This window comes from Delftia sp. 60 (assembly GCF_002754395.1).
Classification (GTDB): domain Bacteria; phylum Pseudomonadota; class Gammaproteobacteria; order Burkholderiales; family Burkholderiaceae_C; genus Comamonas; species Comamonas acidovorans.
The window spans coordinates 3,255,707-3,282,093 of record NZ_PEFD01000001.1 but is presented as its reverse complement, the minus strand read 5'-3'; the positions used below and the strand labels follow the sequence as shown (position 1 = coordinate 3,282,093).

At 66.3% G+C, this 26,387-nt stretch carries 25 protein-coding genes; 11 read left to right on the top strand and 14 right to left on the bottom strand.

What is annotated here, in order from left to right:
- The first annotated feature begins 12 nt into the window (after positions 1–12).
- Positions 13–522 carry a hypothetical protein gene (locus tag CLV01_RS14885; protein WP_099735301.1) on the top strand — a complete coding sequence of 170 codons (510 nt, stop codon included), beginning with the start codon at positions 13–15 and terminating at the stop codon, positions 520–522.
- A gap of 125 nt (positions 523–647) precedes the next feature.
- On the top strand, positions 648–4,937 hold the full coding sequence (locus CLV01_RS14880; protein ID WP_099733958.1) for an ATP-binding protein: 4,290 nt from the start codon (positions 648–650) through the stop codon (positions 4,935–4,937).
- Between the two features lie 69 nt (positions 4,938–5,006).
- Here the strand turns inward: CLV01_RS14880 and CLV01_RS14875 are convergent, their stop codons facing one another.
- Positions 5,007–5,315 carry a helix-turn-helix domain-containing protein gene (locus CLV01_RS14875; protein WP_013802868.1) on the bottom strand — a complete coding sequence of 103 codons (309 nt, stop codon included), beginning with the start codon at positions 5,313–5,315 and terminating at the stop codon, positions 5,007–5,009.
- 214 nt (positions 5,316–5,529) lie between these two features.
- Between CLV01_RS14875 and CLV01_RS14870 the strand changes: the two genes are divergently transcribed.
- Positions 5,530–5,829 carry a hypothetical protein gene (locus CLV01_RS14870; RefSeq protein ID WP_239009401.1) on the top strand — a complete coding sequence of 100 codons (300 nt, stop codon included), beginning with the start codon at positions 5,530–5,532 and terminating at the stop codon, positions 5,827–5,829.
- Between the two features lie 46 nt (positions 5,830–5,875).
- Here CLV01_RS14870 and CLV01_RS14865 read toward each other — a convergent pair whose 3' ends face one another.
- The 3 genes from CLV01_RS14865 to fepB are packed head-to-tail and all read right to left on the bottom strand — an operon-like array spanning position 5,876 to position 9,006.
- On the bottom strand, positions 5,876–6,916 hold the full coding sequence (locus CLV01_RS14865) for a FecCD family ABC transporter permease (RefSeq protein ID WP_099733960.1): 1,041 nt from the start codon (positions 6,914–6,916) through the stop codon (positions 5,876–5,878).
- A complete protein-coding gene (locus CLV01_RS14860; protein ID WP_099733961.1) occupies positions 6,913–8,001 on the bottom strand; it encodes a FecCD family ABC transporter permease in 1,089 nt (362 codons plus the stop codon). The genes CLV01_RS14865 and CLV01_RS14860 overlap by 4 nt, the downstream gene beginning before the upstream one ends.
- Positions 8,002–8,004: 3 nt before the next feature.
- On the bottom strand, positions 8,005–9,006 hold the full coding sequence (gene fepB, locus CLV01_RS14855) for a Fe2+-enterobactin ABC transporter substrate-binding protein (RefSeq protein WP_099733962.1): 1,002 nt from the start codon (positions 9,004–9,006) through the stop codon (positions 8,005–8,007).
- A 119-nt stretch (positions 9,007–9,125) separates the two neighbouring features.
- On the opposite strand from fepB, the gene CLV01_RS14850 reads away from it, so the two are divergent.
- Positions 9,126–9,941, top strand: a complete 816-nt coding sequence (locus CLV01_RS14850; RefSeq protein WP_099733963.1) for an ABC transporter ATP-binding protein — start codon at positions 9,126–9,128, stop codon at positions 9,939–9,941.
- Between the two features lie 30 nt (positions 9,942–9,971).
- Here CLV01_RS14850 and CLV01_RS14845 read toward each other — a convergent pair whose 3' ends face one another.
- On the bottom strand, positions 9,972–10,763 hold the full coding sequence (locus CLV01_RS14845; RefSeq protein ID WP_099733964.1) for an IclR family transcriptional regulator: 792 nt from the start codon (positions 10,761–10,763) through the stop codon (positions 9,972–9,974).
- A 357-nt stretch (positions 10,764–11,120) separates the two neighbouring features.
- Between CLV01_RS14845 and CLV01_RS14840 the strand changes: the two genes are divergently transcribed.
- The gene (locus CLV01_RS14840; protein WP_228676785.1) at positions 11,121–13,070 is read left to right on the top strand and encodes a TonB-dependent receptor; all 1,950 of its coding nucleotides are present in this window, start codon (positions 11,121–11,123) and stop codon (positions 13,068–13,070) included.
- 19 nt (positions 13,071–13,089) lie between these two features.
- A complete protein-coding gene (locus CLV01_RS14835; RefSeq protein ID WP_071955271.1) occupies positions 13,090–14,400 on the top strand; it encodes an NtaA/DmoA family FMN-dependent monooxygenase in 1,311 nt (436 codons plus the stop codon).
- A gap of 27 nt (positions 14,401–14,427) precedes the next feature.
- On the opposite strand, the gene CLV01_RS14830 is transcribed toward CLV01_RS14835, so the two are convergent.
- The 4 genes from CLV01_RS14830 to CLV01_RS14815 all read right to left on the bottom strand — a co-directional run bounded on the left by CLV01_RS14830 (position 14,428) and on the right by CLV01_RS14815 (position 18,096).
- On the bottom strand, positions 14,428–15,123 hold the full coding sequence (locus CLV01_RS14830; RefSeq protein WP_099733965.1) for a response regulator: 696 nt from the start codon (positions 15,121–15,123) through the stop codon (positions 14,428–14,430).
- Positions 15,120–16,769: an ATP-binding protein gene (locus tag CLV01_RS14825; protein ID WP_099733966.1), complete on the bottom strand. Its 1,650-nt coding sequence runs from the start codon at positions 16,767–16,769 to the stop codon at positions 15,120–15,122. Before CLV01_RS14825 ends, CLV01_RS14830 begins: the two co-directional genes overlap by 4 nt.
- A gap of 12 nt (positions 16,770–16,781) precedes the next feature.
- Entirely contained in the window at positions 16,782–17,714 is a 933-nt protein-coding gene (locus CLV01_RS14820) for a dioxygenase family protein (RefSeq protein ID WP_099733967.1), read from the bottom strand.
- Between the two features lie 82 nt (positions 17,715–17,796).
- Entirely contained in the window at positions 17,797–18,096 is a 300-nt protein-coding gene (locus CLV01_RS14815) for a hypothetical protein (RefSeq protein ID WP_016448111.1), read from the bottom strand.
- A 128-nt stretch (positions 18,097–18,224) separates the two neighbouring features.
- Here CLV01_RS14815 and CLV01_RS14810 point away from each other — a divergent pair, with 128 nt between their 5' ends.
- The gene (locus CLV01_RS14810) at positions 18,225–18,668 is read left to right on the top strand and encodes a hypothetical protein (RefSeq protein ID WP_099733968.1); all 444 of its coding nucleotides are present in this window, start codon (positions 18,225–18,227) and stop codon (positions 18,666–18,668) included.
- Here CLV01_RS14810 and CLV01_RS14805 read toward each other — a convergent pair.
- The 5 genes from CLV01_RS14805 to CLV01_RS14785 form a co-directional block, all read right to left on the bottom strand.
- Entirely contained in the window at positions 18,643–19,701 is a 1,059-nt protein-coding gene (locus CLV01_RS14805; protein ID WP_257221304.1) for an Ldh family oxidoreductase, read from the bottom strand. The two genes, CLV01_RS14810 and CLV01_RS14805, sit on opposite strands and share 26 nt — an antisense overlap.
- On the bottom strand, positions 19,694–20,218 hold the full coding sequence (locus CLV01_RS14800) for a gamma carbonic anhydrase family protein (RefSeq protein WP_065347208.1): 525 nt from the start codon (positions 20,216–20,218) through the stop codon (positions 19,694–19,696). The genes CLV01_RS14805 and CLV01_RS14800 overlap by 8 nt, the downstream gene beginning before the upstream one ends.
- A 4-nt stretch (positions 20,219–20,222) precedes the next feature.
- A complete protein-coding gene (locus CLV01_RS14795) occupies positions 20,223–21,206 on the bottom strand; it encodes a tripartite tricarboxylate transporter substrate binding protein (protein WP_099733969.1) in 984 nt (327 codons plus the stop codon).
- Positions 21,207–21,282: 76 nt separating this feature from the next.
- Positions 21,283–22,428: a CaiB/BaiF CoA transferase family protein gene (locus tag CLV01_RS14790; protein WP_373681052.1), complete on the bottom strand. Its 1,146-nt coding sequence runs from the start codon at positions 22,426–22,428 to the stop codon at positions 21,283–21,285.
- A 29-nt stretch (positions 22,429–22,457) separates the two neighbouring features.
- Positions 22,458–23,411 (bottom strand): hydroxymethylglutaryl-CoA lyase, encoded by a 954-nt coding sequence (locus tag CLV01_RS14785; protein ID WP_099733971.1) that lies wholly within the window; start codon positions 23,409–23,411, stop codon positions 22,458–22,460.
- A 114-nt stretch (positions 23,412–23,525) separates the two neighbouring features.
- On the opposite strand from CLV01_RS14785, the gene CLV01_RS14780 reads away from it, so the two are divergent.
- The 4 genes from CLV01_RS14780 to CLV01_RS14765 all read left to right on the top strand — a co-directional run bounded on the left by CLV01_RS14780 (position 23,526) and on the right by CLV01_RS14765 (position 26,380).
- Positions 23,526–24,449 (top strand): LysR family transcriptional regulator, encoded by a 924-nt coding sequence (locus tag CLV01_RS14780; RefSeq protein ID WP_099733972.1) that lies wholly within the window; start codon positions 23,526–23,528, stop codon positions 24,447–24,449.
- A gap of 69 nt (positions 24,450–24,518) precedes the next feature.
- A complete protein-coding gene (locus tag CLV01_RS14775) occupies positions 24,519–25,172 on the top strand; it encodes a cytochrome b/b6 domain-containing protein (protein WP_099733973.1) in 654 nt (217 codons plus the stop codon).
- Complete coding sequence (locus CLV01_RS14770; RefSeq protein WP_099733974.1) at positions 25,169–25,960, top strand: molybdopterin-dependent oxidoreductase; 792 nt, start codon at positions 25,169–25,171, stop codon at positions 25,958–25,960. The genes CLV01_RS14775 and CLV01_RS14770 overlap by 4 nt, the downstream gene beginning before the upstream one ends.
- A gap of 105 nt (positions 25,961–26,065) precedes the next feature.
- Complete coding sequence (locus CLV01_RS14765; protein WP_012204972.1) at positions 26,066–26,380, top strand: pentapeptide MXKDX repeat protein; 315 nt, start codon at positions 26,066–26,068, stop codon at positions 26,378–26,380.
- Positions 26,381–26,387: the final 7 nt, after the last annotated feature.

Here is a 26,387-nt window from a genome sequence, read left to right as displayed (position 1 = left end):
CCTTGAACTAGCATGGCCTGCACCGTCCCGGCCGGGGCGGATCTTCCTTGGGCATCGATGAGCTTTCCCGTTCCGATTCCGATCCGAGTCCCCTGCCCTCCGGGCGCCTGCATCTGCGAGCACGACGCCCTGCTCGCCGACTCCATGGCCGACCAGCGCATCCTGCGACTCACCAGGGAAGAGGAAAAGCGCCTGCTGCTGCGGCTCGAACAGATCACCAGCCTGCAGGACCTGCGCCATGTGGAGCAGCGCATGTATGAGCAGCTCGGCATCCGCGTGCGCATCGAGCCCGGCGCCAGCGAAGTGCGCACCGTGCGCGGCATCCAGATCGAGGTCCTGCCCATGCGCGGGCTGTGCAGCAAGACACGGCAAGCGATTCCTGCGGCGATTCGGCGGGGGATGGAGAGGACGCCGGAGGTGGCGTTTGAGTTGTTGGATGAGGGGGGTTGTTTGGGTGAGGGTTTTGGCGGTTGGTGGGGAGCGGGTTACGGCCCGTTGCGGCCGCTTGGTATCTGCGGATGACTGATCTACCCAATTAGCTGCGTCATCCTGGTCGTGGTTGGCCGGCTAGGTAGTGCAATCATTGGTTGAGCAGAAGCGCCAGTCCAGCGGATACTATCTAAAGCATCTCTCTCATCATTTGACCCATGGCGACGACTGGCCAAGAACTAAATCGCGCTTTTTTTGATCTGCCTACCGATGAAAATACCCAAATTGAGACCGCCGAGATGCTGGCTGATCTCGCCATTGGGGGAAGGATTGGCTGGTCTACCCTGCTGGATTCCGAGCGCATTCTTATCGTATCTGAAGCAGGCATGGGCAAGACATACGAGTGCCAGTGCCAGCAGCAAAGGCTTTGGGAGGAAGGTCGATCTGCGTTCTTTGTGGAGTTAGCCACGCTGGCGACGGACCCGCTGGAAAGGCAGTTCTCCGCCGAGGAGAAGCAGCGCTTCGATAGCTGGAAAGCAGCGCAGACTGAACGTGCATTTTTCTTCTTGGACTCGGTCGATGAGTTGAAGCTCACTCAGCGATCTTTCGAGATGACCCTCAAGCAGTTCACCGCGTCCCTTGGCGGCAACCTTGAGCGAGCGTGCATCGTGCTAACGACGCGCCCGACCGCCTTCGACTTGAATATCGTTCGAAAGCGGCTCCCGGTTCAACCACCTTCGGATGTGTTCGTACCGGAGGACTACTTCGCCAACGTGGCGATGAGCGTGAACAAAGAGAATTCGGCCAAGCGAACAACGCCGGAATGGCGATTTGTCGCCCTGTCGGCGTTGGACGAGAAGCAGATGCGTGCACTCGCAGTTGCCCAAGGCGTGGTGCATCCGAATGCGCTGCTGGACGCCGTCAATGCCCACCATGCTCACGACTTCGCTAAGCGTCCGTTGGATTTTCTGGAGCTTTGTGGTGACTGGAAAGTGCATGGACGCATTCGTGCCCACCGCGAGCAAGTGGATAGCAGCATCGATATCAAGCTTCGGGCCCGCGGCGACAGGCCGGAACGGACACAGTTATCGCCACAGCGGGCACGCAGCGGGGCGGGCCGATTGGCCTTGGCTACCCTTCTCTCGCGAAAATTGACGCTGTGGCACAGTAGCGACAATGACCGCGGCCGAGGGGACGCAACCCTGGATCCTGCCAAGATCCTGGACGACTGGTCAGACGATGAGGTGAAAACGCTGCTCGAACGTCCCCTGTTTGGCTTCGCGACCTACGGGCGCGTTCGATTCCACAATCGATCCATCGTCGAGTTCCTAGCGGCGGAACGACTCAAATTGCTCGTGGATCGCGGACTTCCGATTCGGGCGTTGATGCGTCTGCTGTTCGCGACAACACCGGAGGGCCAGCGGATCGTCAAGCCCTCGCTGCAGCCCGTTGCGGCTTGGCTGGCGCCCCACATTTCTACGGTTCGCACCGAACTGCTCGAGCATGAGCCGAGCGTTCTGCTGCGATATGGCGACCCCGGTTCATTGAACCTGACGCTGCGGATGCAGGCGTTGGAGCGATACGTTCACATGTATGGCTCCGGCGGCTGGAGGGGGCAGGGAATTCCGAGTCTGCAGGTCCAACGCCTGGCGACGAACGATCTCAGCGATGTCATCGCCGGCCTGTGGGCTGGCTGCGTCAGAAATCCCGAGGTTCGGGAGACGCTGCTTGAACTGATCGGCGCTGGACAGATGACAGGGTGCGCAGGCATCGCCTATCGTGTTGCCACCGATCCAGACAACGATACGCGCGATCGTTTTAATGGGCTCCTGGCGCTCGCGGACCTTCAGGATTCGCGCCTATCGGCATTGTTGGATATGATCGCCGCATCATCTCCGGATTGGCCTGAGGATCTGGCGCGGTCTGTCATCCCCCACCTGTTCCCCCAACACTTGTTGGTTCCGCAACTCGTCAAGACACTTGCACGGCTCTCTCCAAAATCGCGTGAGATCGGGGGCATCTCAACCACGCTACCGTTGGCAATCGCTAAGGCGAAGTTGGAGTCTACTGATTTGGCAGAACTGCAACACGGACTAGCAGAGCTGGTTTCCAACAGTTGCCGCTGGCACGACCAGTACTATCGAGTCACATCCGACCGTCAGGATCTAGTTCCGGCGTTGTTGGTCGCCAGCCGGCGTCGGCTGGAGATGCGAGAAACCGGCTCTGATCTCTTGGATACCGTCGCGTTGGCCGGATTACTGGCGAACGAGGATTACGACGCGACCGAACACGCCAAGACCCTGAGTGCTGTCCTCACCGATGCGCCGAGCGAGGTTCGGGCAGGCGCGTTCTGGGCCAATGACCGCCTGGTCAGGGAGTACTGCCCGAAGGACGACTGCGAACCGTTCCTTCGCCTTCATCAGTTCCAGTCGCATGGCGCATACCAGATCGAACTCCAAAAGGATGCCGACTGGCTGCTAGAGGCGCTCTCCGATACCTCTAGGTCGCTTGTAGATCGCGAACTCGCCTTGGAAACCACTCTCCGCTACTCGGGTGACCATCAGCATCGCATTGCATGGCTGAAGCAACTCGTCACTATGTCCAGTGACAGCGCAGTACTGGTGAACCGCGCCAAAGAATATCTGAACGCAGTGGAGAACCCGGGCCCTACCCCTGCGTGGCAGATAGAAAGTGAAAAGCGCAGGGAAAAATCCCAACGGAAGCACGCCAAGAATATGGCCAGCTGGAAGCTGTTCTGGCAAGAGCTGAACAATGATCCGGAGACCGCCTTCTCTGAGAGCTGCATCGACAAAACCAATTGGAACCTTTGGCGTGCCATGGATAAGGATGCTCGACATCACTCGCTCTCCGGATGGAACCCTGGATTCATCGAGCGGGTCTTCGACAAGGACATGGTGGATCGCTTCAGGCGTGCACTCGCGGCAGCGTGGCGCAAGGACCGGCCCACCCTGAAGTCAGAGCGGCCGACAGACCAGAGAAACAGCTATCTGGTGCGATGGCACATGGGTCTTGCTGGTCTTTATGCGGAGTCCGAAGGCGCCTCGTGGGCCGCCAAACTCACGACAGAAGAAGCTGACCTTGCTTGCCGTTACGCATTGCTGGATCTGAATCGACTGCCAGCTTGGCTCGAAGCGGTTGCTCAGGCACATCCGGCTGTTGTGGATACAACGATCGGCAATGAGCTCATGGACGAATTGAAGGACGCAGATGCAAGGCATTCGATGCTCTTGCAGGATATCTCACATGCGTCTCCCGCGGTCATCTCGCTGTTCCTCGGTGGCATTCGATCGTGGCTGAAAGACTCATTTGACCACGGGGACGCTTCCATTCTAGAAACAGACAAAGTAGGACGCGCAACGAAGCTTATTCTCGACCACGGAGATGACCAAGACATCGCATACATACGGGTAACAGGGATGCCGAAGTTGCAAGGCTCCCCGGAACCGTCAGAAATCCTGTTCTGGCTCCCGATCTTCGCTCGGCTGGATCCTGTGGTATGCGTCGAAGAAATGGAGCGGCTGGCCAGGTCGATCTTGCCTGCGCAGCAATCGCAGGTGGTCGACTGGTTCTCGTCACTATTCGGTCACGGATCCGATCTAGATCTGTCCAAGTTCGAGGTTTCGCCTGAACTGCTGTTGCGGCTCGTCAGGCTTGCCAATCGGCACGTCAGGCTTGAGGATGACCTGAATCATGAGGGCGTCTACTCGCCCGGTCCCCGAGATCATGCGCAGCGCGCCCGGAGCATACTGGGGAACACGCTACTGGGGATCAAGGGGCCTGGAGCATGGGACATAAAGATGCAGTTCGCCGAGGACCCCGAAGTCGCGCATTATCGCGACCGCGTCCGGACGATTGCCATTGAGAAGCTGGCAGAAGACTGGGATGCAGTCGTGCTGAGCGAGGCCGACGTCGTGCAACTGGAGCGAGAACATGATTTCTCTCCAACCAGCCGCGTGGAGATGGCGGCCTTGCTCGACACGAGACTTGCCGATATCGAAGATCTTTTGCTCCAGGACGTATCACCGCGGGAGCTCTGGGCAACGATCACCTTAGAACGATTGCTACGCCGGGCGCTGGCAGCAGAATTGCAGAAGATGGCCCGGGGCGCCTACACGGTCAACCAGGAGGCAGTGACTGGCGACGAGAAAGAGTCCGATATCCGTCTAGTGTCTACTACAGCACATCTTGAGGCAGTGATCGAGCTCAAGATCGGAGAAAAAGACTACACCTTCCCCGATCTTCGGAATGCGCTCCATATGCAGTTGGTTGGGAAGTACATGGTGCCGGAGCACCGGCGCGTAGGCTGCCTGTTGATATCTATCGTGAAAGATCGATACTGGAAAGATCCGGATACTGGAAGCCGGATGGAATTCGAAGAGGTAATAGCCCGTTTGAGCGCCGAAGCGAAGGGATTGACGGCTAACTTGGGGTATGGGGCATTCGTTGCTGTCAGGGGCCTCGACTTACGTCCCAGAGGAGAGAAGTAGTGCCGCTGAAACAATAGTGCCCGAAGCTCGCTTTGGGTCGCAAGCCGTCCTCCACGCAACCCGAACACCCTACCCCTTCAACACCTCGCTCACCCTCTTGCGCACCGCCCTGCTCGCCTGCCCATACCTGAGCAACAACTCCGCAACCTCATCATCAGTATCCGAATAGAAAAACGCCATCGGAACCTTGAGCACTTCCGCCAGCTTGCGCACGGTCAGCAGGTCCGGCTTGTGTTTCCCCAGCTCATAGCGATTGATCCGCGCACTCGCCACAAACGGATCGATTCCAGCTTCAATTCCCAGCATTTTTTGGGACAGGTCTGCTGCAAGCCGAGCTTGCTTGAGCCTCGCGCCCCACTGTTCATCTGCGTCTGACATCTCGTGCTTTCCAAAAGCTACGAGACTCGTAGTTATGCTGTATTCTCGATACTACGAGTTGCGTAGTTTTCTAGCTTGCAGCCACGAATCGCTACGGAACGTCCTCGCCGCAGCACGGCGCTTCGTCACAGGAGCAGCAACCCATGAAGCACATCCCCCATCCCCTCCCCCCGAAAACACCCAGACCCAGAAGCTCGCAACAGCACTGCATGAAATGGACCGCTTCGTGCAGCAAGGCTGTGCCGAGGTTTCCGCCCTGGCCCAGCTGGCGCTGGCCTGGCTGGAGATCCCCGAAGGCCATCAGCGGCTGGACGTGGTGGCGCAGGCGCTGGTGACCATTCGCAACAGCGCTGAATCGCTGGCGGAGTTCGCGGGCAGTGAAGCCCGGGTGATGAACTGCGAGTACGAGGACCAGGCAGAGGTGCGCCGCAGCGAGGCGGCCAAGGTGGCTGCCGAAGAGGCCGGGCATGTGTACACCGTGGTGGGGCCTGGGGTGGCGCGCGGCGTCAGGTAGTCCCGGAGGTACTGGGTCTGCGCCCCGTTGCACCCTGCACGGCCGTCTATCCCTTGCGTGTGCGAAACAGCAGCCACAGCAGATACACCCCGCCCAGCAGCCCCGTCACCAATCCGATGGGCAGATGCAGGCGCACGGGTGCCCACTGGCTGAGCATGTCGGCCGCCAGCAGCAGAACGGCGCCCATGGCTGCCGCCGTGAACAGGGGCACGTCGGGCGACAGGCCCAGGCGCCTGGCCACCTGGGGCGCGGCCAGCGCGATGAAGGCGATGGGCCCCGCCGCTGCCGTGGCGATGGCGGTCAGGGCCACGGCAGCCATCACCATGGTGAGCCGCGTGCGCGGCACGTTGACGCCGAGCTGGGTGGCGGCATCGTCGCCCAGCTCCAGCAGGTTGATGCGCCGGGCGCACCACAGCACGACGGGCACGATGGCGATGAAGCCCATTGCGGCGGGTACGACATGCGCCCATGTCCGCGCGCTGAGCGAGCCGGCCAGCCAGCGCTGCGCGGCAACGGCCCGGTCCAGGTCCCCCATGACCAGCAAGATGGTGTTCAGGCCCGAGAGAGTGGCCCCCACGCCTATGCCCACCAGCACCAGCCGGTAGCCGCCGCCAGCACGCCGGCCCCCGGACAGCGCAAGCACGACCGCCGCCGTGGCCATGCCCGACAGCACGGCGGCCAGCGATGTCCACAGCGGCCCGGCGTCACCCAGCACGATGAGCGCAATCGCCCCGCTGGCCGCGCCGGTGGTGAAGCCGATCACGTCCGGCGAGCCCAGCGCGTTGCGGGAGATGGACTGGAAGATGGCACCCGCCATGCCAAGAGACGCGCCCACGAAGATGGCCGTGAGGACACGCGGCAGCCGCACCCGCTGCACGATGCGCTCTGCTGCGGGGTTGGAGCCCGTGCCCAGCAGGCTGTCGAGCACTTCGGCGGGGCTGAGGGACAGGGTTCCCGTGCCCAGCAGCAGCACACCCAGCACCAGGGCCAGCACGACCAGCGCCATGCCCACGGCCAGCGGCCTGGGCCGCCAGAGAAACGAACAGGCTCCCCAGCGCACAACGGATGTGTTCACGGAGGTCTTCATAGCCTGCTCAACCGGTATCTGCACGCCACCCAGACAAAGAACGGCCCGCCGATCAGGCAGGCGACGATGCCCGCAGCCACTTCGGCAGGCGCCGCGACGACGCGGCCCAGCACATCGGCACCCAGCAGCAGCACCGCCGCGTAGAGCGCGGACAGCGGCAGTATCCAGCGGTAGTCCGGCCCGCACGAGAGGCGTGCAAGATGCGGCGCCACCAGGCCGACGAAGGCGATGGGCCCCACGGCCGCCGTGGCCGCCCCGGCCAGCAGCATGACCGCCAGGCAGGCCAGTTGCGCGGTGGCGCGCACATTGACGCCCAGCGCCAGGCCCACGTCATGCCCCAGCGCCATGGCGTTGAGCTGGCCGACGATGGCCCAGGCCGCCGCCAGCCCCGCCGCCACGGCGGCCGCCAGCACGGCGGCGCTGGCATAGCCGCTGCCCTCCAGGGAGCCGGCTGCCCAGTGGCGGAAGCCGTCAAAGACTTCCGGGGGCGCGTTGAGCAGGATGATGCCGGCGCTGGAGGTGAGCATGACCGACAGGCCGGCCCCGGCCAGGACCAGGCGCACCGGGTGCGCGCCCGCGCCCCGGGACTGGCCGAACGCGAAGACGGCGGCGCCCGCCAGCCCCGCGCCGGCAAAGGCGCACCAGACGTACTGGAGCACGGACGTCAGGCCGAAGGCCGTCATGCCGATAAGCACGGCCAGCGCCGCGCCCGCGTTGACGCCCAGCAGGCCCGGCTCCGCCAGGGGATTGCGGGTGACGGCCTGCATGAGCGCACCAGCCACGCCCAGCGCCATGCCGGCCAGGATGGCCACCACGGTGCGGGGCATGCGCAGCAGGCTGACGATCAGGTGCTGGTCATCACGCAGGTCCGGAGCCCGCAGCGCGCCGAGGATGTCGGCCAGCGCAATGTCGCGCGAGCCGACGGTGATGCCGAGCACGGCAATGATGGCCAGCGCCAGCAGCCCGCCTGCAAGGCCCAGCCATCGCCTGCAGAGCAGGGAGGACCGCGGGGAGGAGTGCGAGGAGGAGCGCAAACAGGAGCGCTGGGCAGGCCGCGCCGCCGCGCCTTGGAGCCGTGCACGCATGGCTCAGCGGAAATGGCTTGCCACGGCGTCGACCATCTGCTGCCCCGAGTAGTAGTCGATGCGAAACGAGGTCGGGCCCAGCGGATAGACGCGCCGGCCGGCAACGGCGGGCAGGTTGGCCAGCAGCGGATCGTCCAGGAAGGCCTGCACATCGCCCTGCGAGGCGCCGAGCAGGAAGACGGAGTCGCCGGTGATGGCGGCCGAGAGATTCTCGCGGGAGATGAATTCGAAGTCCGAGGCGCGCGTGACCTGCGCGGCCAGCGCGGGCGGCAGGCCCTCCACCTTGAAGCCCAGTGCGGCCAGCAGCCGCGCATGGGGGCTGGCGGCGCGGCCTATGGAGTAGCTGCCGGCCAGGTTGTAGGCGACGATGCTGACGGGCTGGGCCGGTGGCGTGATGGAGGCGGCGGTCTGCGCCACATGGGCATCGAAGCGGGCAATGGCTGCGGCGGCCTGCTTCGCATGGCCCGTGATGCGGCCCAGCTCGGTGGCGATGTCCTGCCAGGACTGGCTGGAGTAGTCGACCACGACCATGGGCACGCCCTGCGCCTGCAGTTCGGTGCGGTGCTGGGCCACGCTGTCGGCTCCGGTGGCGGAGGCCACCAGCAGGTCGGGGCTGGCGCCGATGGCGGCCTCGATGTCGAATTGCAGGTTGCGGTAGAGCACCTGCACGCCGCGCTTGTCGGCAACGGCGGCCCATTGCGAGAAAAAGCCCTTGTCGTCGGTCATGCGGCTGGGCGTGGTCGCGGCGGTCGCAACGACCGGCGCATCGATGGCAAGCAGGATGCCGGTCACGCTGGGCGAGGTGGAGACGATGCGCCGGGGCAGCGGTGCATCGTCTGCGTGTGCTGCAGCCGGCGTACCCGATGCATGCGACGCATGCGATGTATCCGACGTATGCGGTGCGGCGCCCGCCACGGGAACGGCGGCGCGTGGAAACCATGCGAAACAGGCCAGCACGGCCAGTGCGGCGGCCGCGCCCAGGGCGGCAAGTTGGAGTCTGTTCATCTCGATCCGAAGCGACGGGGCCGGGCGCCAGGGCGGCGTCTTCAGCGTATTCCGTATTGTAGAATTCATTCCACATTGCAAACACCGAAGGACCTATCGATTGTGGGAAATGACCGGCCATGACGCAGCGCCTGAGTGCTGATGCGGTGACGCTGCGCTACGGCGAGCGCACGATTTCGCAGGGCCTGTCCCTTGCCATTCCCGATGGCTCCTTCACCGTCATCGTGGGGCCGAATGCCTGCGGCAAGTCCACCCTGCTGCGCGCGCTGTCGCGGCTGCTGGTGCCGGTGGCCGGGCAGGTCATCCTGGATGGCCGGCACATCTCGCAATTTCTCGCCAAGGAGGTGGCGCGGCGCCTGGGCCTGCTGCCGCAAAGCGCGGTGGCGCCCGAGGGCATCACGGTGGCGGACCTGGTGGCGCGGGGGCGCTACCCCCATCAATCCTTCCTGAGGCAGTGGACGGACGCGGATGAGCAGGCCGTGGCCGAGGCCATGCAGGCCACCGATGTGGCAGCGCTGTCCGACCGCCTGCTGGACGAGCTGTCAGGCGGCCAGCGCCAGCGGGTGTGGATTGCGATGGTGCTGGCGCAGCAGACGCCGATCCTGTTGCTGGACGAGCCCACGACGTTCCTGGACATCGCCCACCAGATCGAGCTGATGGAGCTGCTGGCGGATCTCAACGACGCCGGCCGCACGGTGGTTGCGGTGCTGCACGACCTCAACCAGGCGTGCCGCTATGCCTCGCACCTGATCGCCATGCGCGACGGGCGCATTGCCGCGCAAGGCGCGCCCGGGGCGATCTTCACGGAGCAGTTGGTGCAGGAAGTGTTCGGCCTGCCGGCCGTGATCATGGCAGACCCTGTGTCGGGGACGCCGCTGGTGGTGCCCAGGGGGCGCAGGGCCGTGAATGCCATGGAGCGTGCCGCAGGGAACTGAGGCGCCCGGGCATTCTTCCCGGCGCGGCTTTCAAGGCGAATCTGCGCTGAAGGCCCGCCCGCCCGTGGACTGGTTGATCAGGCTGGCCTCGCGGAACAGCGCGACCCGGTCTTCCGGCGACTTGAGCTGGCCCAGGTCCGAGACGGTGGTGACCGCGCAGACGATTTCATGCTGCGCATCGAACACCGGCGCCGCCTGGCCCGTGACGTTGGACAGCAGGTGGCTGGTCATCTCGGACCAGCAGCGCTCGCGCACTTCGTCGAGCACGGCCTTGGCCGGCAGCTTGCCACGGAAATGGGCGGGCTGCTGGCGCCGTGCGGCGTCGATGGTGGCCTTGGGCAGGAAGGCCTGGAACACCAGGCCGCAGGCGGTGTTGTCTATGGGCAGGATGTCGCCCAGCGCCAGCGGGTTGATCGAGAAGTAGGCGCTGCGGTACCAGCGCACCAGGGTGGGCCCCCGGTCGGTCCAGATGGCCACGCCGCCGCTGAGCGCATGGCTGTGCGTCAGCGCCTTCATGCGCTGCGCCGCAATCTCCACCGCATCCACACGCTTGAGCGCGCCAATGCCGATGCTCAGCGCCGCGCTGCCCAGGTCATACAGGCCGCTGGCCGGGTCCTGCTTGGCCAGGCCTTCCTTGACGAGGCTTTGCAGGTAGCGGTGGGCCGTGGAGCCCCCCGTTCCCGTTCGCCGGGCCACCTCGCCCAGCGCCAGCTCGCTTTCGGCATTGGCCAGGACCATGAGAAACCGGGTGGCGATGGAGACGGACTGGATGGTGCCGGAGCGCTTCTCGCCGGCTGTCGTCTGAGGTGTTGTTGTTTTCAAGGGCTGGGCTTTCTTGCCTGTACCAGGCGCATCGCAGGTGGGGGCGCAGGCGCCGCCGGTGTCGATGATACCGGCTCTGCCGAAGGCTCTGCACGGGTGCGCGCACACCATTTCTCCGTTGTTTCTTCCTTCCGCATGTGGGAATGCATTCCCTACTGTGGAATTTCAATGCATGATGGCGACCTTTGAAAAATACGAATCATTCTCATCAAAGGAAGATGCTGTGAAGCTGTGTTTCCATCGCAGGCTACCGTCCCGGGCGGGCGCCATCGCACTCTCTACCCTGATGGCGCCGGCCGGCGCCTTTGCACAGGGCGCGTCGGGTTCCGGGGGGAATCCAACGCGCTTGAAGCGGTCGTGGTCAGCGGAGAAAAGGTCAGGCGCGAACTCAAGGACACGGCCTCCTCCGTGTCGGTCAAGGCCGGCAAGGACCTGGCCCGGCAGGAGTCCGGCAATGCCTCGGTCCACGAGGTACTGCACGATGTGCCCAACGTGGTCTACACCGACACGGTGGGTGCGCCCATCATCCGCGGGCAGGACACGCAGGGTCCCAACAACGGCCAGAACGTCTTCTGGGGCGGCACGGTGCCGCGCGCCACCATCAACCTGGATGGGCACTACCTCAACTACAACGAGATGTTCTTCGGCGCGACCTCGGTCTGGGATGTGGAGAGCATCGAGGTGTTCCGCGGCCCGCAGACCACCTCGCAGGGCGCCAATGCCATTGCGGGCGCCATCGTCGTGAACACCAAGGACCCCAGCTTCAAGCGCGAAGGGGCCTACCAGCTGGAGGCGGGCGACTATCACTCGCGGCGTGCGTCCATCGCCGTCTCCGGCCCCGTGGGCGAAGAGCTGGCCGCGCGGCTGGCCGTGGACTACTCGGGGCGCGATACCTTCATCGACTACACCAATCCGCAGTTCCAGCGGGGCCAGGCCGATCAGGATTTCCGCGCGCTGAACGCACGCATGAAGTTCCTGTGGCTGCCCAGCCGCATTCCGGGCCTGGAGGCCAAGTTCACCTATTCCCACAACGACAGCAACCGCCCCAGCCAGGAGGCAGCGTCCGCTCCGTTCAGCGCGCTGGAGCACTGGACGACGACCATGCCCAGCTGGAAGCAGAAGACCGACACCGGCATCCTCGACCTCAGCTACGAGCTGGGCAACGGCGTGCGGCTGGTCAACCAGTCCCAGTATTCGCGCTCGTCCGTGCAGCGCTACACGGGCATTCCCGGCGAGGGCGATGCCGATATCCGCCAGAACAATGTCTCCAATGAGTTCCGCGCCCTGGTGGGCAGCGACAAGGACCGCCTGAGCGGCTTCGGCGGCGTCTACTACGCGCGCACCGGCACGGACGAAAGCCTGCTGCTGCGCGGCCTGTCCGCCTTCGACGACACGAAGAAGAACCTGGGCGTCTTCGGCGAGCTGAACTGGCGCCTGGCCGACCGCTGGACCCTGACCAGCGGCCTGCGCTACCAGCAGGACGAGGTGGTGCGCACCGGCACTTCGGTGCTGGCACCCACCGCCCTCGACTACACGAAAACCTTCTCGGCACTGCTGCCCAAGCTGTCCCTGGCCTATGCCGCCACACCGCGCTGGACCGTGGGCGCGCTGGTCAGCCGGGGCTACAACCCGGGCGGTGTGTCGCTGAACCTCACCAGCCGGCAATGGGCGTATTTCAAGAAGGAGTCGATCTGGAACTACGAGCTGTTCAGCCGTGCCAGCCTGCTCGATGACCGGCTGATGCTCAACACCAACCTGTTCTACATGGACATGCGGGATGCGCAGTACAACATCCCCGTGGTCATCTCCCCGGGCGTGGCCCAGTCCTACACCATCAACGCGGAGAAGGCCCATGCCTACGGCTTCGAGCTGGGCGCCGACTACCGCGCGCTGGACAACCTGCGGATCAAGGCCGGCGTGGGCGTGCTGCGCACCCGCATCGAGGAAATGGGTAGCAACCCCGGCTACGAGCACAACCGCTTCGCCCGCTCGCCCGGCTACAACCTGAGCCTGGGCGTGAGCTGGGACGCCAGCCCCCGGTTCAATGTCTCCGGCCAGGTGCGCCACCTGGACGGCTACTACTCCGATACCGCCAACACGCGCGCCTATGCGGTCGGCTCCAACACCATCGCCGACCTGCGCATGACCTATGCCTACAGCGCGCGCGTGCAGCTGTACGGCTATATCAAGAACGTCTTCGACAGGCGCGCACCGACGTACCTGCAGCAAAACCGCGGCATCGGCGGCATCGAGGCCAGCATGACCGCGCCGCGCATGATCGGCGTGGGCGTGCGGGGAACGTTCTGAGATGGGAATGACAGCAGACATGACAACCCGCAAACCCCTGCACATCGGCCTTTCGCTGGCCCCCACCTGGCTGAGCGGCGACGCCTGGCGGCGGCCCGGCAGCAATATCGAAGGGCTGTACTCCAGCGACTTCGCCCTGGACCTGGCCCGGCGCGCCGAGGCCGCGCACCTGGACTTCGTCTTCCGCCCCGACGTGAGCTTTCTGCCCATGGAGGCGCTGGAGACGGGCGCGGGCTTCGCCAGCCTGGACCCCACGGTGCTGATGGCAGCGCTGGCACGCGAGACCTCGCGCATCGGCCTGGTGTCCACGGTATCGACCACGTTTTTCCCGCCCTATGCGGTGGCGCGCCAGCTGCAGTCGCTGCACTGGATCAGCAACGGCCGCGCCGGGTGGAACATCGTCACGGCCCTGCAGGGCCACGAGAATTTCGGGCTGCAGGCCATGCCCGATGCCGATGAACGCTATGCGCGGGCCGCAGAGTTCACCGACGTGGTGCGCCGGCTGTGGGCCAGCTTCCCCAACGAGGCCTTGAAGATCGACCGGGACAGCGGCCGCTACGCCGATGCCTCGCTGGTCCACCCCATAGACCACGAGGGACCGCACCTGAAGGTGCGCGGCCCGCTGAACCTGCCGGAGTTCGGCGGCCCGCGCATTCCGCTGGTGCAGGCGGGCGCGTCCAGCACCGGGCGCGACTTTGCCGCATCGGTGGCAGACATTGTTTTCGCGCCCACGCCGGACCTGGACGCGGCGCTGGAACTGCGCCAGGACCTGTCTCAGCGCGCCCAGCGCCATGGCCGCCAGGCGCGGGATGTGCGCCTGCTGCCCGGCCTGAGCCTGTACCTGGCCGACACCCGCGAGCAGGCCCGGGAGATGTTCCAGCAGACGCACGGCCGGGTGGACAGGGACCGCAAGCTGGCATCGATCAAGGCCATGGTCGGCCTGGACCTGACGGACTGGCCCGCAGACCGGCCTATCACCGCAGCCGACCTTCCGCCGCCCGTGGCAACCCCGTCCAGCCGCACGCATGCGGGCCTGCTCAGGCGCCTGATGGAACGCGAGTCATTGCGCATCGACGAGCTGCTGCAGCGGCCGGAAATCCTCTCCGCCGCGCACTGGCAGGTGGTCGGCACGGTGGACGATGCCGTGGCGCAGATCACCCAGTGGAGCGCCGCCGGCGCCATCGACGGCTTTCTGGCCGCGCCCGGCGGCTCCGTCGAGTCCCTGCATTGCGTGCTGGAGCAGTTGGTGCCGCGCCTGGTGGAGGCCGGCCTGTTCCGCTCCCGCTACACGGGCACCACGTTCATGGAGCACCTCGACGAGTCGAGGTAGGGGCTGCGCCCTGCCCTCGCCTGGCCTTCACTGCGCCCGCGTGTCGGAACCGCCATCGGGCTCGAACGCAAAGCCCACGCCATAGACGGAGCGAATCCACTCATGGCGGTCGTCCGCCGCCTTGAGTTTCTTGCGCAGGTTCTTGATGTGGCTGTCGATGGCGCGCTCGTTCACGTCCAGCGTGTCGGCGCAGGCCAGCTCCAGCAGCTGCGCGCGGGAGTACAGGCGGCCGGGCTGACGCATCAGGGCCTGCAGCAAGGTCAGCTCCCGCTTGGTCAGCGGCAGCACGCTGCCGTTGAGCATGGCGCGGCCCTGCTCGGGCAGCAGCGTCAGGCGTTGCTGCGCGGGGCCGGGGCCGGCACTGCGGCGCAGCACGGCCTTGACGCGGGCCACGACTTCGCGCGGGGCGAAGGGTTTGCAGATGTAGTCGTCCGCGCCCAGCTCCAGGCCCAGCAGGCGGTCCATTTCCTCGACACGCGCGGTGAGCAGGATGACGGGGCTGGCGCTGTGGGGGCGGAACTGGCGCAGGATGTCCAGGCCGTCCAGCCCCGGCAGCATGATGTCCAGCACGGTGAGGTCGGGCGGGGAGCGCAGCATGCGGTCCAGCGCCTCGCGCCCGTGGCGGATGTGCTCGACTTCGTAGCCGGCATGGCGCAGGTAGTCGATGACGATGGCGGCCATGTCGGTCTCGTCTTCGACCAGGAGGATGTGGGCAGGCTTCATGGCGCGGGATTTTCCAGCAAGGGCAGCCACAGCGTGATGCGCAGGCCGCCCAGTGGCGAGGCAGCGGCCTCGATGCTGCCACCATGGGCCTGCACGATGGTGCGGCAGATGGCCAGCCCCAGGCCGGAGCCGCCCAGGCCGTCGCCGTCGCGCACGCGGGAGGCGTCCACGCGATAGAGGCGGTCGAACAGGCGCGGCAGGTGCTGGCTGGCCACGCCGGGAGCCGTGTCGTCCCAGCGCAGCTGCAGCATGCTGCGGTCCTGCATCTGGACGATTTCGGCAGACACCTGCAGCCGCCCGCCCGCAGCCGTGTAGCGCAGGCTGTTTTCCAGCAGGTTGGCAAACACCTGGTGCAGCCGGTGCGGGTCGCCCTGCACCAGCGGCGGCGGAATGCGCGCGGCCAGCTGGTCCACGGTGGAGCGGTCCAGGCAGATGCCCACCTGCTCGAAGCCCGGCCGCGCGCCGTCCAGCGCCTCGCCCAGCAGGGTCAGCACATGCACGGGCACATGGCCCGAGCCGTGCAGGGCCTGCGGGTCGTCCAGGCTCACGCGCAAGTCGCTGACCAGCCGTATCAGCCGCATGATCTGCCGGTGCAGGCGCAGTGCCATGCGGTCGTCCATGGGCAGCACGGCGTCCTGCACGGCCTCGACCTCGGCGCGCATGGTGGACAGGGGCGTGCGCAGCTCATGCGCCACGTCGGCCAGCCAGCGCTGGCGCGAGGCCTCCATGGTGGCCAGCTGCACGGCCATGTCGTTGAAGGTTTCCGCAAGGCGGGCCAGTTCCGCATCGCCCTTGATGGCCACGCGCGTGTCCAGCCGCCCGGCCGCAATGCCGCGCAGGCCATCGACAAAGGCGGTCAGCGGCTCCAGCCAGCGCCGCGTGAGCCAGGCCGACAGCAGCAGCGCCAGCAGCAGGCCGGCCAGCCCGGTCCAGGCCACAAAACCCATCTGCTGCGCGAGGAAGGCGCGGTCCAGGTCGCGCTGCATGCCCTGCCCGGTCTGCACGGGGGACAGCACGATCTCGCCAATGGCCTGCCCATTGGCGGCGCGCAGAACGCGGTGCGCCGCACCGGGCTGCGGCGCCATGCCGGAGATGAGCTGGCCCTGGGCATCCAGCAGGCCCACGCGCGCCCACGGGCCGCCAAACGGGCGGTCTGGCGGCGGGCCAGGGCGGTCTGGGCGGTCTGTACGGTCGGAGCGCTCTGATCGATCTGATCGATCGGCAGGCTCTCCGCCTTCCGGCCCAGGTGGCGGGGGAAACTCCGGGCCCGGCCCCGGACCGTGGCTTCCCTCAAAACCAGGCCTCGGCTCCGGCATGGGCATGGGCGTAGGCATGGGGGGCCGTGGCCCGGGCTCGCCCGCAGGAAAGCCCCGGCCCATGCCTGCGCCCGGGCGCACCATGTCGCGCCAGAAACCGGGGTTGGCGCGCGCAGCATCCCAGCCGCCGTTTTGCTCATGGTGCTGGACCAGCCGCTCGGCCAGCCCGTCCATGCCGGTCAGCTCCACCTCGGCCATGTAGGGCCCCAGGCCCCGCTGCAGCCCCAGGCGCGAGAAACCGAGAAACACCAGCAGCAGGGCCACCAGCAGCACGGCCAGGGCGAAGAAGGCCTTGTGCTGCAGCTTCAGGCGTGGGAGGCGGAGGCTCATTCAGTTGCTGCGTCAGACGGCAATGCCGATGGATATCGTGGCGGTGTGGCCATTGGTGGTGTCTCCGGTGAAGGTGGGCGTCTGCCAGGCGATCTGCTCGCTGGTGTTGTCGCCGAAGACATTGTCCGATGTCACGCTGACCCGCGACAGGTTGGAGACGCTGGCGCTGTAGCCGCTGACACCGGCATAGACGGCGCTGGCCACGTCCTTGGGCATGGCCATCTGCGAGGTCAGCAGCTTGTTGGTGTAGCTGCCGGCCGTGTTGAGGCTGCGGAACACCTCGAAGTGCATGTGCGGCCAACGCCCGTCATAGCAGCCCGGGAAGATGGTCACAAAGGTGCATTCGCCATTGCTGTCCGTCGCCTGCACGCCGCGCAGGAAGTTCTGGTTGAGCAGGTCGGTGGAGTACAGCGAATACTCGCCCTCGCGGGTGCAATGCCACAGGTAGATGGCATAGCCTTCCAGCGGGCTGCAGTTGGTGCTGACGTTGACCAGGGTGATCTTGAGCGTCAGCGGCAGGCCCGCAGCCGTGCCGCTCATGCCGCCAAAGCTGCTGCGCAGGTCGCTGCGCACCACGCCGCTTTGCGACAGCACATTGACCAGGCTGCCGCGCGAGCCGTTGGAGCCGTCGGCGGGGTAAGGGCCCTCGGTTTCCGTGGGATCGACCATGCAGGTGCCGGTCGTGGTTCCAGTCCCCGTGCCCGTACCTGTGCCCGTACCCGTGTCGGTGCCCGTTCCTGTCCCGGTTCCGGTGCCCGTGCCGGTTCCTGTCGAATCACTGGAATCACCGCCGCCGCCACAGGCGGACAGAAGCGCTGCAGCGCCGCCAGAGGCCATCAGGCCCAGCATGCGGCGCCGGTCGAGCAGGCGGCGCGCCATGACTTGCAGATCGTGCTGAAGGCCCAGGTCATGGGCAAGATCATGGGCATCGTGAGAGTGGTTCATGGGGATGGCTTTTCATGAGGGCCTGTGCGCAGGCCCGTGGGGTTGCAGACAGCCCGGCGGCGTGGCCCGCCGGGCCACGCGATCACTGCTGCGGATGGGGCGGCGGCCCGCCTGCGCCGGGCCCGCCGGCCGGCATGGCCACCAGTTGCCCGTTCAGGCTGCGGCAGGTGCCGGCCAGCGTCTTGCCATCGGGCATGGTCAGCGTCACGCTGTCGCCCTCGGCCTTGCCCTGGCAGGCCGTATAGGCCTCGGGCGGCGGCGACGGCGGATTGCCGTGCCCCCCGTGGCCCTGCGCATGGCTGCAGGCCGCCGCGAAGGCCGCCACAGCCAGCACAAGGGCCGGGCGAATGCGTGAAGCGTTGGTTTGCGAGAAATCAATCATGGTCTTTTCCTGGAGTTGCCAAGGAATTCTTGCGACCAATCTGGGGGGAAATTGGGAGAAGTGGGGACGAGCTGGTACAAGCTCACAGAGCGAGTGAGTCAACAAGCTCTGCATCGCACAACAGAACCATGAAATCAACAAGATTCCTGCTGCTGGCCGCCCTGCTCGGCCCACCCGCTCTTGCTGCAGATCTGACCGTGATCGAAATGCATGCGGCAAGCGGCAATGATCGGCCGTACAGCCTGGATGGCCAGCGGGTCAGTCCGGCTCAGTTGAGAAACACACTCTCCAAGAAGCTGACCGCAGCCCCCGATGCCAAAAGCACGGCACGCATTGCCGTGCTGGTCGATCCCGATGTGAAGGTCGGAGCCCTCTCCGAGCTTCGCGGTCTGGTGATGAAAGTGGGATTCGGCATGCCGCGCTATTTCATGACGACGCGGGTGAATGACAAGCTCTCCGAGATCCAGGTGAACTACAGCCCGGTCTTCCCGAGAAGCGGGCTGGAGGCGGCGATGTCGTCCGGCCAATCGGCTGCGGATCCGTCGCTCACAACGCCAGCGCCACCCCGCTGAGCCGTGCCAGCGCCTGCAACTCATTGATCAGCGCAGACGACAGAGGGATGCCTTCGGCGCGGCGCTGGAGCTCGCATTCATGCTGGCGCAGTCCGGGATAGCGGCCTTGGGTGCCCTGGGCCGCGAGCAGGCCGGTGATCCAGTTGGCCATGTAGTTGTCAAATCCCTGGGGTGACGGTGCGGCCAGGGCTGGGTTGATGACCAGCAGAAAGGCGCAGGCGTTGGCGGCGGAACCTTCCGCCGATCCGGGTACAGCGGGCTGGAACAGGCCGCCGCCCAGCGCGCCCGCCAGGCATTCGACCACCATGGCCAGGCCCAGGCCCTTGTGGCCGGCCATGGGCTGCATGGCGCCCTGCAGTGCGGCGTGGGGATCGGTGGTGGGATGGCCGTGTTCGTCCAGCGCCCAATGCGGCGGGATTTGCGCATGGCCGTCGCGGGCGGCAGCCAGGACAGCGCCGCGTGCGACCGCGCTCAGGGCCATGTCGAAGACCAGTGGCGGCCGTCCGGCCACGGGCGCGGCGAAGGCGATGGGGTTGTTGCCCAGCGCAGGCCGCGTGGCACCGGGCATGGCCATGATGGACGGCGTGCGCTGGCACAGCAGGGCCATGCAGCCCTGTTCCACGGCGGGCAGCAGCAACACGCCCAGGGCGCCGAGGTGGCCGCAGGCCTCGATGTGGCAGGCCACCACGGCCTGGCTTGCGGCCCTGTCCAGGCAGGCTTGCAGCGCCAGCTCCAGCACGGGCTGGCCCAGGGCATGGTCGCCATGGCAGCGCAGCAGGCCGTTGCGCTCCTGCAGGCTGGGCTTGGCCCGTGTATGGATGGTGCCTTCGCGGATGCGCTGCACATAGGGCGGCAGTCTTGCCACGCCATGCGTGTCCACGCCGCGCAGGCTGGTGCGCACCAGTGCCTGGGCGGTGGCCTGCGCGTGGCATGCGCTCACATCAAAGGCCTGGAGCACGCCAGCAGCCCAGGCTTGCAGCGCTGCGGCGGGCATGCGCACGGCGTCGGTCAGCGGGTTCAGGGAATCAGTCAATGCGCTGCAGCTCCTGGCGAAAGGACATTGCACGCTCCACGTAGCTGGCGGCGCTTTGCAGCAGGCCCGCGACTTCTTCGTCACTGAGCGTACGCACCAGCTTGGCGGGGGCGCCAAGAATCAGCGAGCGCGGAGGGAACTGCTTGCCTTCGGTGACGATGGCGCCGGCACCCACCAGGCTGTGCGCGCCGATGACGGCACCGTTGAGCACCACGGCCTGTATGCCGATGAGCGAGCCCTCCCCCACGCTGCAGCCATGCAGCATGGCCTGGTGGCCCACGGTGACATGGGCAGCCAGGGTGAGCGCGAAGCCGGGATCGGCATGCAGCACGGCGCCTTCCTGCACGTTGCTGCCCTCGCCTATGCGCACGGGTTCGTTGTCGCCGCGCGCCACGGCGCCGGGCCAGAGGCTGGCGCCCTCGCCCAGTGTGACGTCGCCGATGAGCGTGGCCTCGGCCGCCACATAGGCGGATGCGGGCAGCTGCGGTGCCTTGTTCCGATAACGATAGAGGGCCATGCGCTTACTCCAACGTGACATTGGCTTTTTTGACCAGGCGCGCAAAGCGTTCCTGCTCGGAGCGCAGGAACTGGGCTGCCGCCTCGGGGCTGTTGAGCACGGTGTATTCGTCGCGCCGTGCAAAGCCGGCCTTGACCTCGGGGTCGGCAAAGGCGGTGGCGATGCCGTCGTGCAGGCGGCGCACCTGGGCGGGCGGCATGCCCTTGGGGCCTATGGCGGCCACCCAGCCGGCGATGTCCACGCCGGGAAAGCCCTGCTCTGCCACGGTGGGCACATCGGGCAGCGATGCCACGCGCTCGCGGCCCATGATGCCGATGGCACGCAGCGCGCCGGATTTGAGGTGCGCCTGCGCCGTGCCCACGGCGATCACGCCGAAGTCCACCTGCCCGCTGAGCAGGTCCACCACCATCTGGCCCACGCCCTTGTAGGGAATGTGGCGCGCCGTGGTGCCGGCCGCGTCCAGAAAGACTTCGGCCGCGAGGTGGAAGATGGTGCCGTTGCCGGACGAGGCGTAGTTGAGGTCGCCGGGCCGCGCCTTCATGAGCGCCTGCAGTTCGCGCGCATTGCGCGCCGCCACCTTGGGGTGGACGACCAGCACGAAGGGCGAGCCGCCGACGATGGACAGCGGCGTGATGTCGGCCAGGCTGTCGTAGGGCAGCTTCTTGAACACGCTGGGGTTGACGGCGTGGTTGTTGGAGATGAAGGCGATGGTGTTGCCATCGGCCGGCGCCTTGACCAGCATCTGCGTTCCCGTGATGCCGCCCGCACCCGGCAGGTTCTCTATGACCACGGGCTGGCCGCCCAGCGAGCGCACCAGCGCAGTCTGGGCCGAGCGCACGATGGTGTCGGCGCCCGAGCCTGCCCCCACGGGCAGGATGACGCGCAGCGGCGTGCCATTTTGGGCGCGCACGCCCAGCGCAGCGGCCCCCAGCGATGCGCCAGCCAGGGCCAGCAGGGTGCGGCGGCGGGTGGGATGGGACGAGTGCATGGGGTTGTCTCCTTTTTGTGTTGTCTCATGCGCGCCGGGGTGTTTTTCTGCTGCCTTCGGCGCCCGGGTTTGGCTGTCAGGTCCGTGATGCAAGGGCTCCGAGGATTTCTTCGGTGTGCTCGCCAATCCCGGCCAGCGGCATGCGCACGCCGGGACGGTGGCCGTTCATGAGCAGGGGCAGCAGCACCACGTCGGTCTGGCCGCCGTCTTCGGTCTGCATGGAAGCCAGGCCGCCGCTTTGGCGCAGGTGCGGGTCGTCCACCAGTTGCTCGGGCCGAGTGATGGGCGCGTAGGGAATGCCTGCGGCCTCCAGCTGCGGCGCGAGCCGGGCCGATTCATGGCTGGCCAGGATGGAGCCCAGCTCGGCCAGCAGTTGGGGGCGCACGGCCACGCGGGCGGCGTTGTCGGCGTATTCGGGGCGCTGCAGCAGGTCGGCGCGGTCCAGCACGCGGCACAGGGTGGCGAACTGCTTGTCGCTGACGGCGCCGATGAACAGCTGCTCGCCACCGGCCAGAGTGAACACGTCGTAGACGCTCCAGGCCGATACGCGCGAGGGCATGGGCGGCGGTGCCTCTCCCGTCATCAGATACTGCTGCATGTGCTGGGAGGACAGGAAGACGCAGTTCTCGAACAGCGCGCTTTGCACCTCCTGGCCGCGCCCGGTGCGCTCACGCTCGCGCAGGGCGGCGAGCACGCCGATGGCGCCGAACATGCCGCCCATGATGTCGTTGACGCTGGTGCCCGCGCGCAGCGGCCGGCCCACGGGTCCGGTCATGTACGACAGGCCGCCCATCATCTGCACCACCTCGTCCAGCGCCAGGCGCTTTTCGTAGGGGCCGGGCAGAAAGCCCTTGTGGCTGACGTAGATGAGACCGGGCGCGCGCTGCGACAGCGTGGCGTGGTCCAGGCCCAGGGACTGCATGAGGCCGGGGCGGAAGTTCTCCAGCACCACGTCGCTGCCAGCGGCCAGCTCGGCAGCGGTGGCGCGGCCCGCTTCGGTGGTGATGTCCAGCACCACGCTTTTCTTGTTGCGGTTGAAGCTGCGGAAAAAGCCGATGCCCAGGCCGGGCAGCGTGCGCGTTTTGTCGCCACCCGGCGGCTCGACCTTGATGACTTCGGCGCCCAGGTCGGCCAGGATCATGCCGCAGGTGGGGCCCATGACCATGTGGGTGAATTCGATGACGCGGATGCCGGACAGCGGCAGCTGGGGTTCGGTGGCCATACAGGTGTGCTCGTGGGAAGGTAAGGGGTTCATGCAGCGGCAGGGGCTGCGTCGGCGGTGACGCTGCGCGGCAGGCCCGCGCGCCACAGCGCGCCGTGCAGGCTTTCGCCGTCCAGCCAGGCGGCCACCTTGGCGCGCAGGCGCAGCAGGGCCTCGATGTCCAGGCCCGTGTCGATGTCCATGGTGTCCAGCATGAAGGCCAGGTCTTCGGTGGAGGCATTGCCGCTGGCGCCGGGCGCATGGGGGCAGCCACCGATGCCGGCCAGCGTGGCGTCAAAGCGCGTGACGCCGGTCTGCAGGGCCGCATGCACATTGGCCAGCGCCAGGCCGCGCGTGTCGTGGAAGTGGCCGCACCAAAAGCGTTCGCCCGCAATGCGCCGCGCCTGCTCGAACAGCGATTGCACCCGGCCCGGCCCGCCATGGCCCACGGTGTCGGCCATGCTGACGCGGTCGGCCCCCGCGTCCAGCAGCGCCTGCATGCAGCGCAGCACCTCGGCCGGTTCCACCCGGCCCTGCAGCGTGCAGCCGAAGGCCGTGCCAATGCCGCCTTCGATCAGCATCTTCGAACCTGCGGCATCGCGTGCGGCACGCATGCGGGCCACCTCGGCCACGACCTCATCGGGCGTCTTGCGCAGGTTGGCCAGGCTGTGGGCATGGCTGGCCGACAGCGGCACCAGCATCAGGTCGGCCCCGCTGGCAAGGGCGCTTTCGGCACCACGCATGTTGGGCACCAGCACGGAGACGAACAGGCCCGGCAGCGTTCGGGCATAGGCCACCAGTTCGGCCGTGTCGGCCAGTTGGGGCAGCAGGCGCGCGGGGACGAAGGAGCCGACTTCGATCTCGCGCTGGCCGGCAGCGTAGGCATCGCGTATCCATTCCTTCTTGCGCTCGGTGGACAGCACGGTCTGGATGCTTTGCAGGCCATCGCGCAGGCCGACCTCGCGGATGACGGCGGACTGCAGGGCACGGATGGGTTCTGGCATGGGAAGGTTCGCGTGGGGTGGTTTGTCTTGAATGGCACTTTAGACATTCCCACCAGCATGCAGAAGCGATAATTTTTCGCCTCAGAGTTTCCCAAATGGAAATCCATAACCGCCATGAAAGACCTGGACCTGACCACCCTGCGGCTCTTTGTCGCGGCCTGCGACCTGGGCAACATCGCCCGCGCGGGCGAGCAGCAGCACATCGGCTCATCGGCCATCAGCAAGCGCATGGCGCTGCTGGAAGAGCAGGTGCAGGCCCCACTGCTGGAGCGCCACCGCCGGGGCGTGGTGCCCACTGCAGCCGGGCTGATGCTGCTGGAGCACGCACGCGCCATGCTGGCCAGCGCCGACCGCGCGGCCCGCGACATGGCGGCCTACCAGCATGGCGTGAAGGGCCAGGTGCGGATACTGGCCTCGGTCTCGTCGATTGCCGAGTCGCTGCCCGATGACATTGCGGCCTTTCTGCAAAAGCCCGAGCACGCGCAGATCCGCGTGGACATCGAGGAGCTGACCAGCAGCGAAATCATCCGATCCATCCGCGAAGGCCTGGCCCTGGTGGGCGTGTGCTGGAACGCGGCCGATCTGGAGGGCCTGCAGACCCTGCCCTACCGCTGCGACACCCTGGCCGTGGCCGTGCCGGACGGCCACCCGCTGGCCTTGCGCGACAGCTGCAGCTTCAGCGAAACGCTGGATTGCGAGCATGTGGGCCTGCCCGCCTCCACGGCCGTCTACACCATGCTGGCGCGGGCGGCGGCCATCATCGGCCGGCCCCTCAATTACCGCGCCGTGGTCAGCTCCTTCGACGCCACGATCCGCTGCGTGCGCGCCGGCCTGGGCGTGGCCATCATGCCCAGGGAGATCCTGGGCATGGCGGGCTCCGGTCAGGGCGGGCAAGGTGTGCAAGGCGTGAACATGGTGCCGCTCACCGATGCCTGGGCGCGGCGGCAGTTCGCCATCTGCTTCAGGGACGGCAGCCGGCTATCGCCTGCGGCGCGCACGCTGGTGGACTATCTGGCCGGGTGCGCCCAGGCGGGCTGAACAGGCCTTGGGAGTTATCACGATTAATTGAAGTTTGCGTGATACATCCGCTACAGGGTCCCTCCAACAATGGGACCCATGAACACCGCCCTCACCACCCCCCAACCGGCACAGCCCCAGGATGGCCAGCGCATCCACCCGCTGTGGCTGCGCCTCACGCATTGGCTCAATGCGCTGGCCGTGGTCATCCTGGTGACCAGCGGCTGGCGCATCTACAACGCGGCGCCGTTCTTTGATTTCAGCTTTCCGGGCTCGATCACGCTGGGCGGCTGGCTAGGCGGGGCGCTGCAATGGCATTTCGCGGCCATGTGGCTGCTGGTGTTCAACGGACTGCTGTACCTGCTGCTCAACATCGCCAGCGGCCGGTGGCTGCGCAAGTTCTTTCCCGTCAGCGTGCAGGGCGTGCGCCAGGACCTGGTGGCCGCCCTCAAGGGCCGGCTGTCGCATGCCGACCCGGCCCGCTACAACCATGTGCAAAAGCTGGCCTACCTGTTCGTGGTGCTGGACCTGGTGGTGATCGTGCTGTCGGGCCTGGTGCTGTGGAAGTCGGTGCAGTTCCCGCTGCTGCGCGAGCTGCTGGGCGGCTATGAGTCCGCAAGGCGCGTGCACTTCTTCGGCATGTCCGCGCTGGTGGCCTTCGTGGTCGTGCACCTGGCAATGGTCGCCCTGGTGCCCCGGACCTTCCTGACCATGATCCACGGCCGTGCGCCCAAGTCCCCATGAAAATCCTCAAAGCCCCTTCCCTGCCCGGCGTCGATGGCGCGGCCGTGGTGCGCGAGGCACGCTCGCTGATCGCCCGCAAGCTGGACCAGCCCGCACGCCGCGCCTTTTTGCAACGCTCGCTGACGCTGGGCGGCCTGTCCCTGCTCACGGGCTGCAGCATCAGCGATGACAGCCACGTCGAGGCCGCGCTCAGCCAGGTATCGCGCTTCAACGACCGCATGCAGGGCCTGCTCTTCAGCCCCACGCGGCTGGCGCCCACCTATTCCGCAGCCGAGATCACGCGCCCCTTCCCCTTCAATGCCTACTACGGCGAGGACGAGGTGCGCGAGGTGGACGAGGCCAGCTGGCGCCTGGAGGTGACCGGCATGGTCGCCGACCGCCATGCCTGGACCCTGGCCGAGCTGCGCGCCATGCCGCAGGACGAACAGATCACGCGCCACATCTGCGTGGAAGGCTGGAGCGCCATAGGCCGCTGGGGCGGCGTGCGCTTTGCCGATTTCCTGCGCCACATAGGCGCCGACACCAGTGCCAAGTACGTCGGCTTCAAGTGCGTTGACGACTACTTCACCAGCATCGACATGGCCACGGCCCTGCATCCGCAGACGCTGATGGCATTGACTTACGACGGGCAGCCCCTGCCGCCCAAATATGGCTTTCCGATGAAGCTGCGCATGCCCACCAAGCTGGGCTACAAGAACCCGAAGCACATCCAGGCCATGTTCGTCACCAACACCTACTCCGGCGGCTACTGGGAAGACCAGGGCTACAACTGGTTCGGAGGCAGCTGAGCGGCCTTCCAAGCCGCTGGGCCGCCAACGAAGGTGCGAGGCCGGGCCCATCCAAAGCCGGCCGATTTGCAATCCCGCAAACCGCTAATCCAAAGGAAGACTCAAATGACCAAGCTCACCACCACCCTGCTCGCCACCTGCCTCGCCCTGGCCGGTGCCACCACGGCATTCGCTGCGGATGAGATGGCGAAGGACGGCATGTCCAACGGAGCCATGTCCAAGGATTCGATGTCCAAGGATGGAATGAAGAAGGACTCCATGGCCAAGGACGGCATGAAGAAAGACTCCATGTCCAAGGACGGGATGAAGAAGGACTCGATGTCCAAGGACGGCATGCACAAAGATGGCATGCACAAGGACGGCATGTCCAAGGATGGAATGAAGAAGGATTCCATGGGCAAGGACGCCATGTCCAAATAAGCAGACG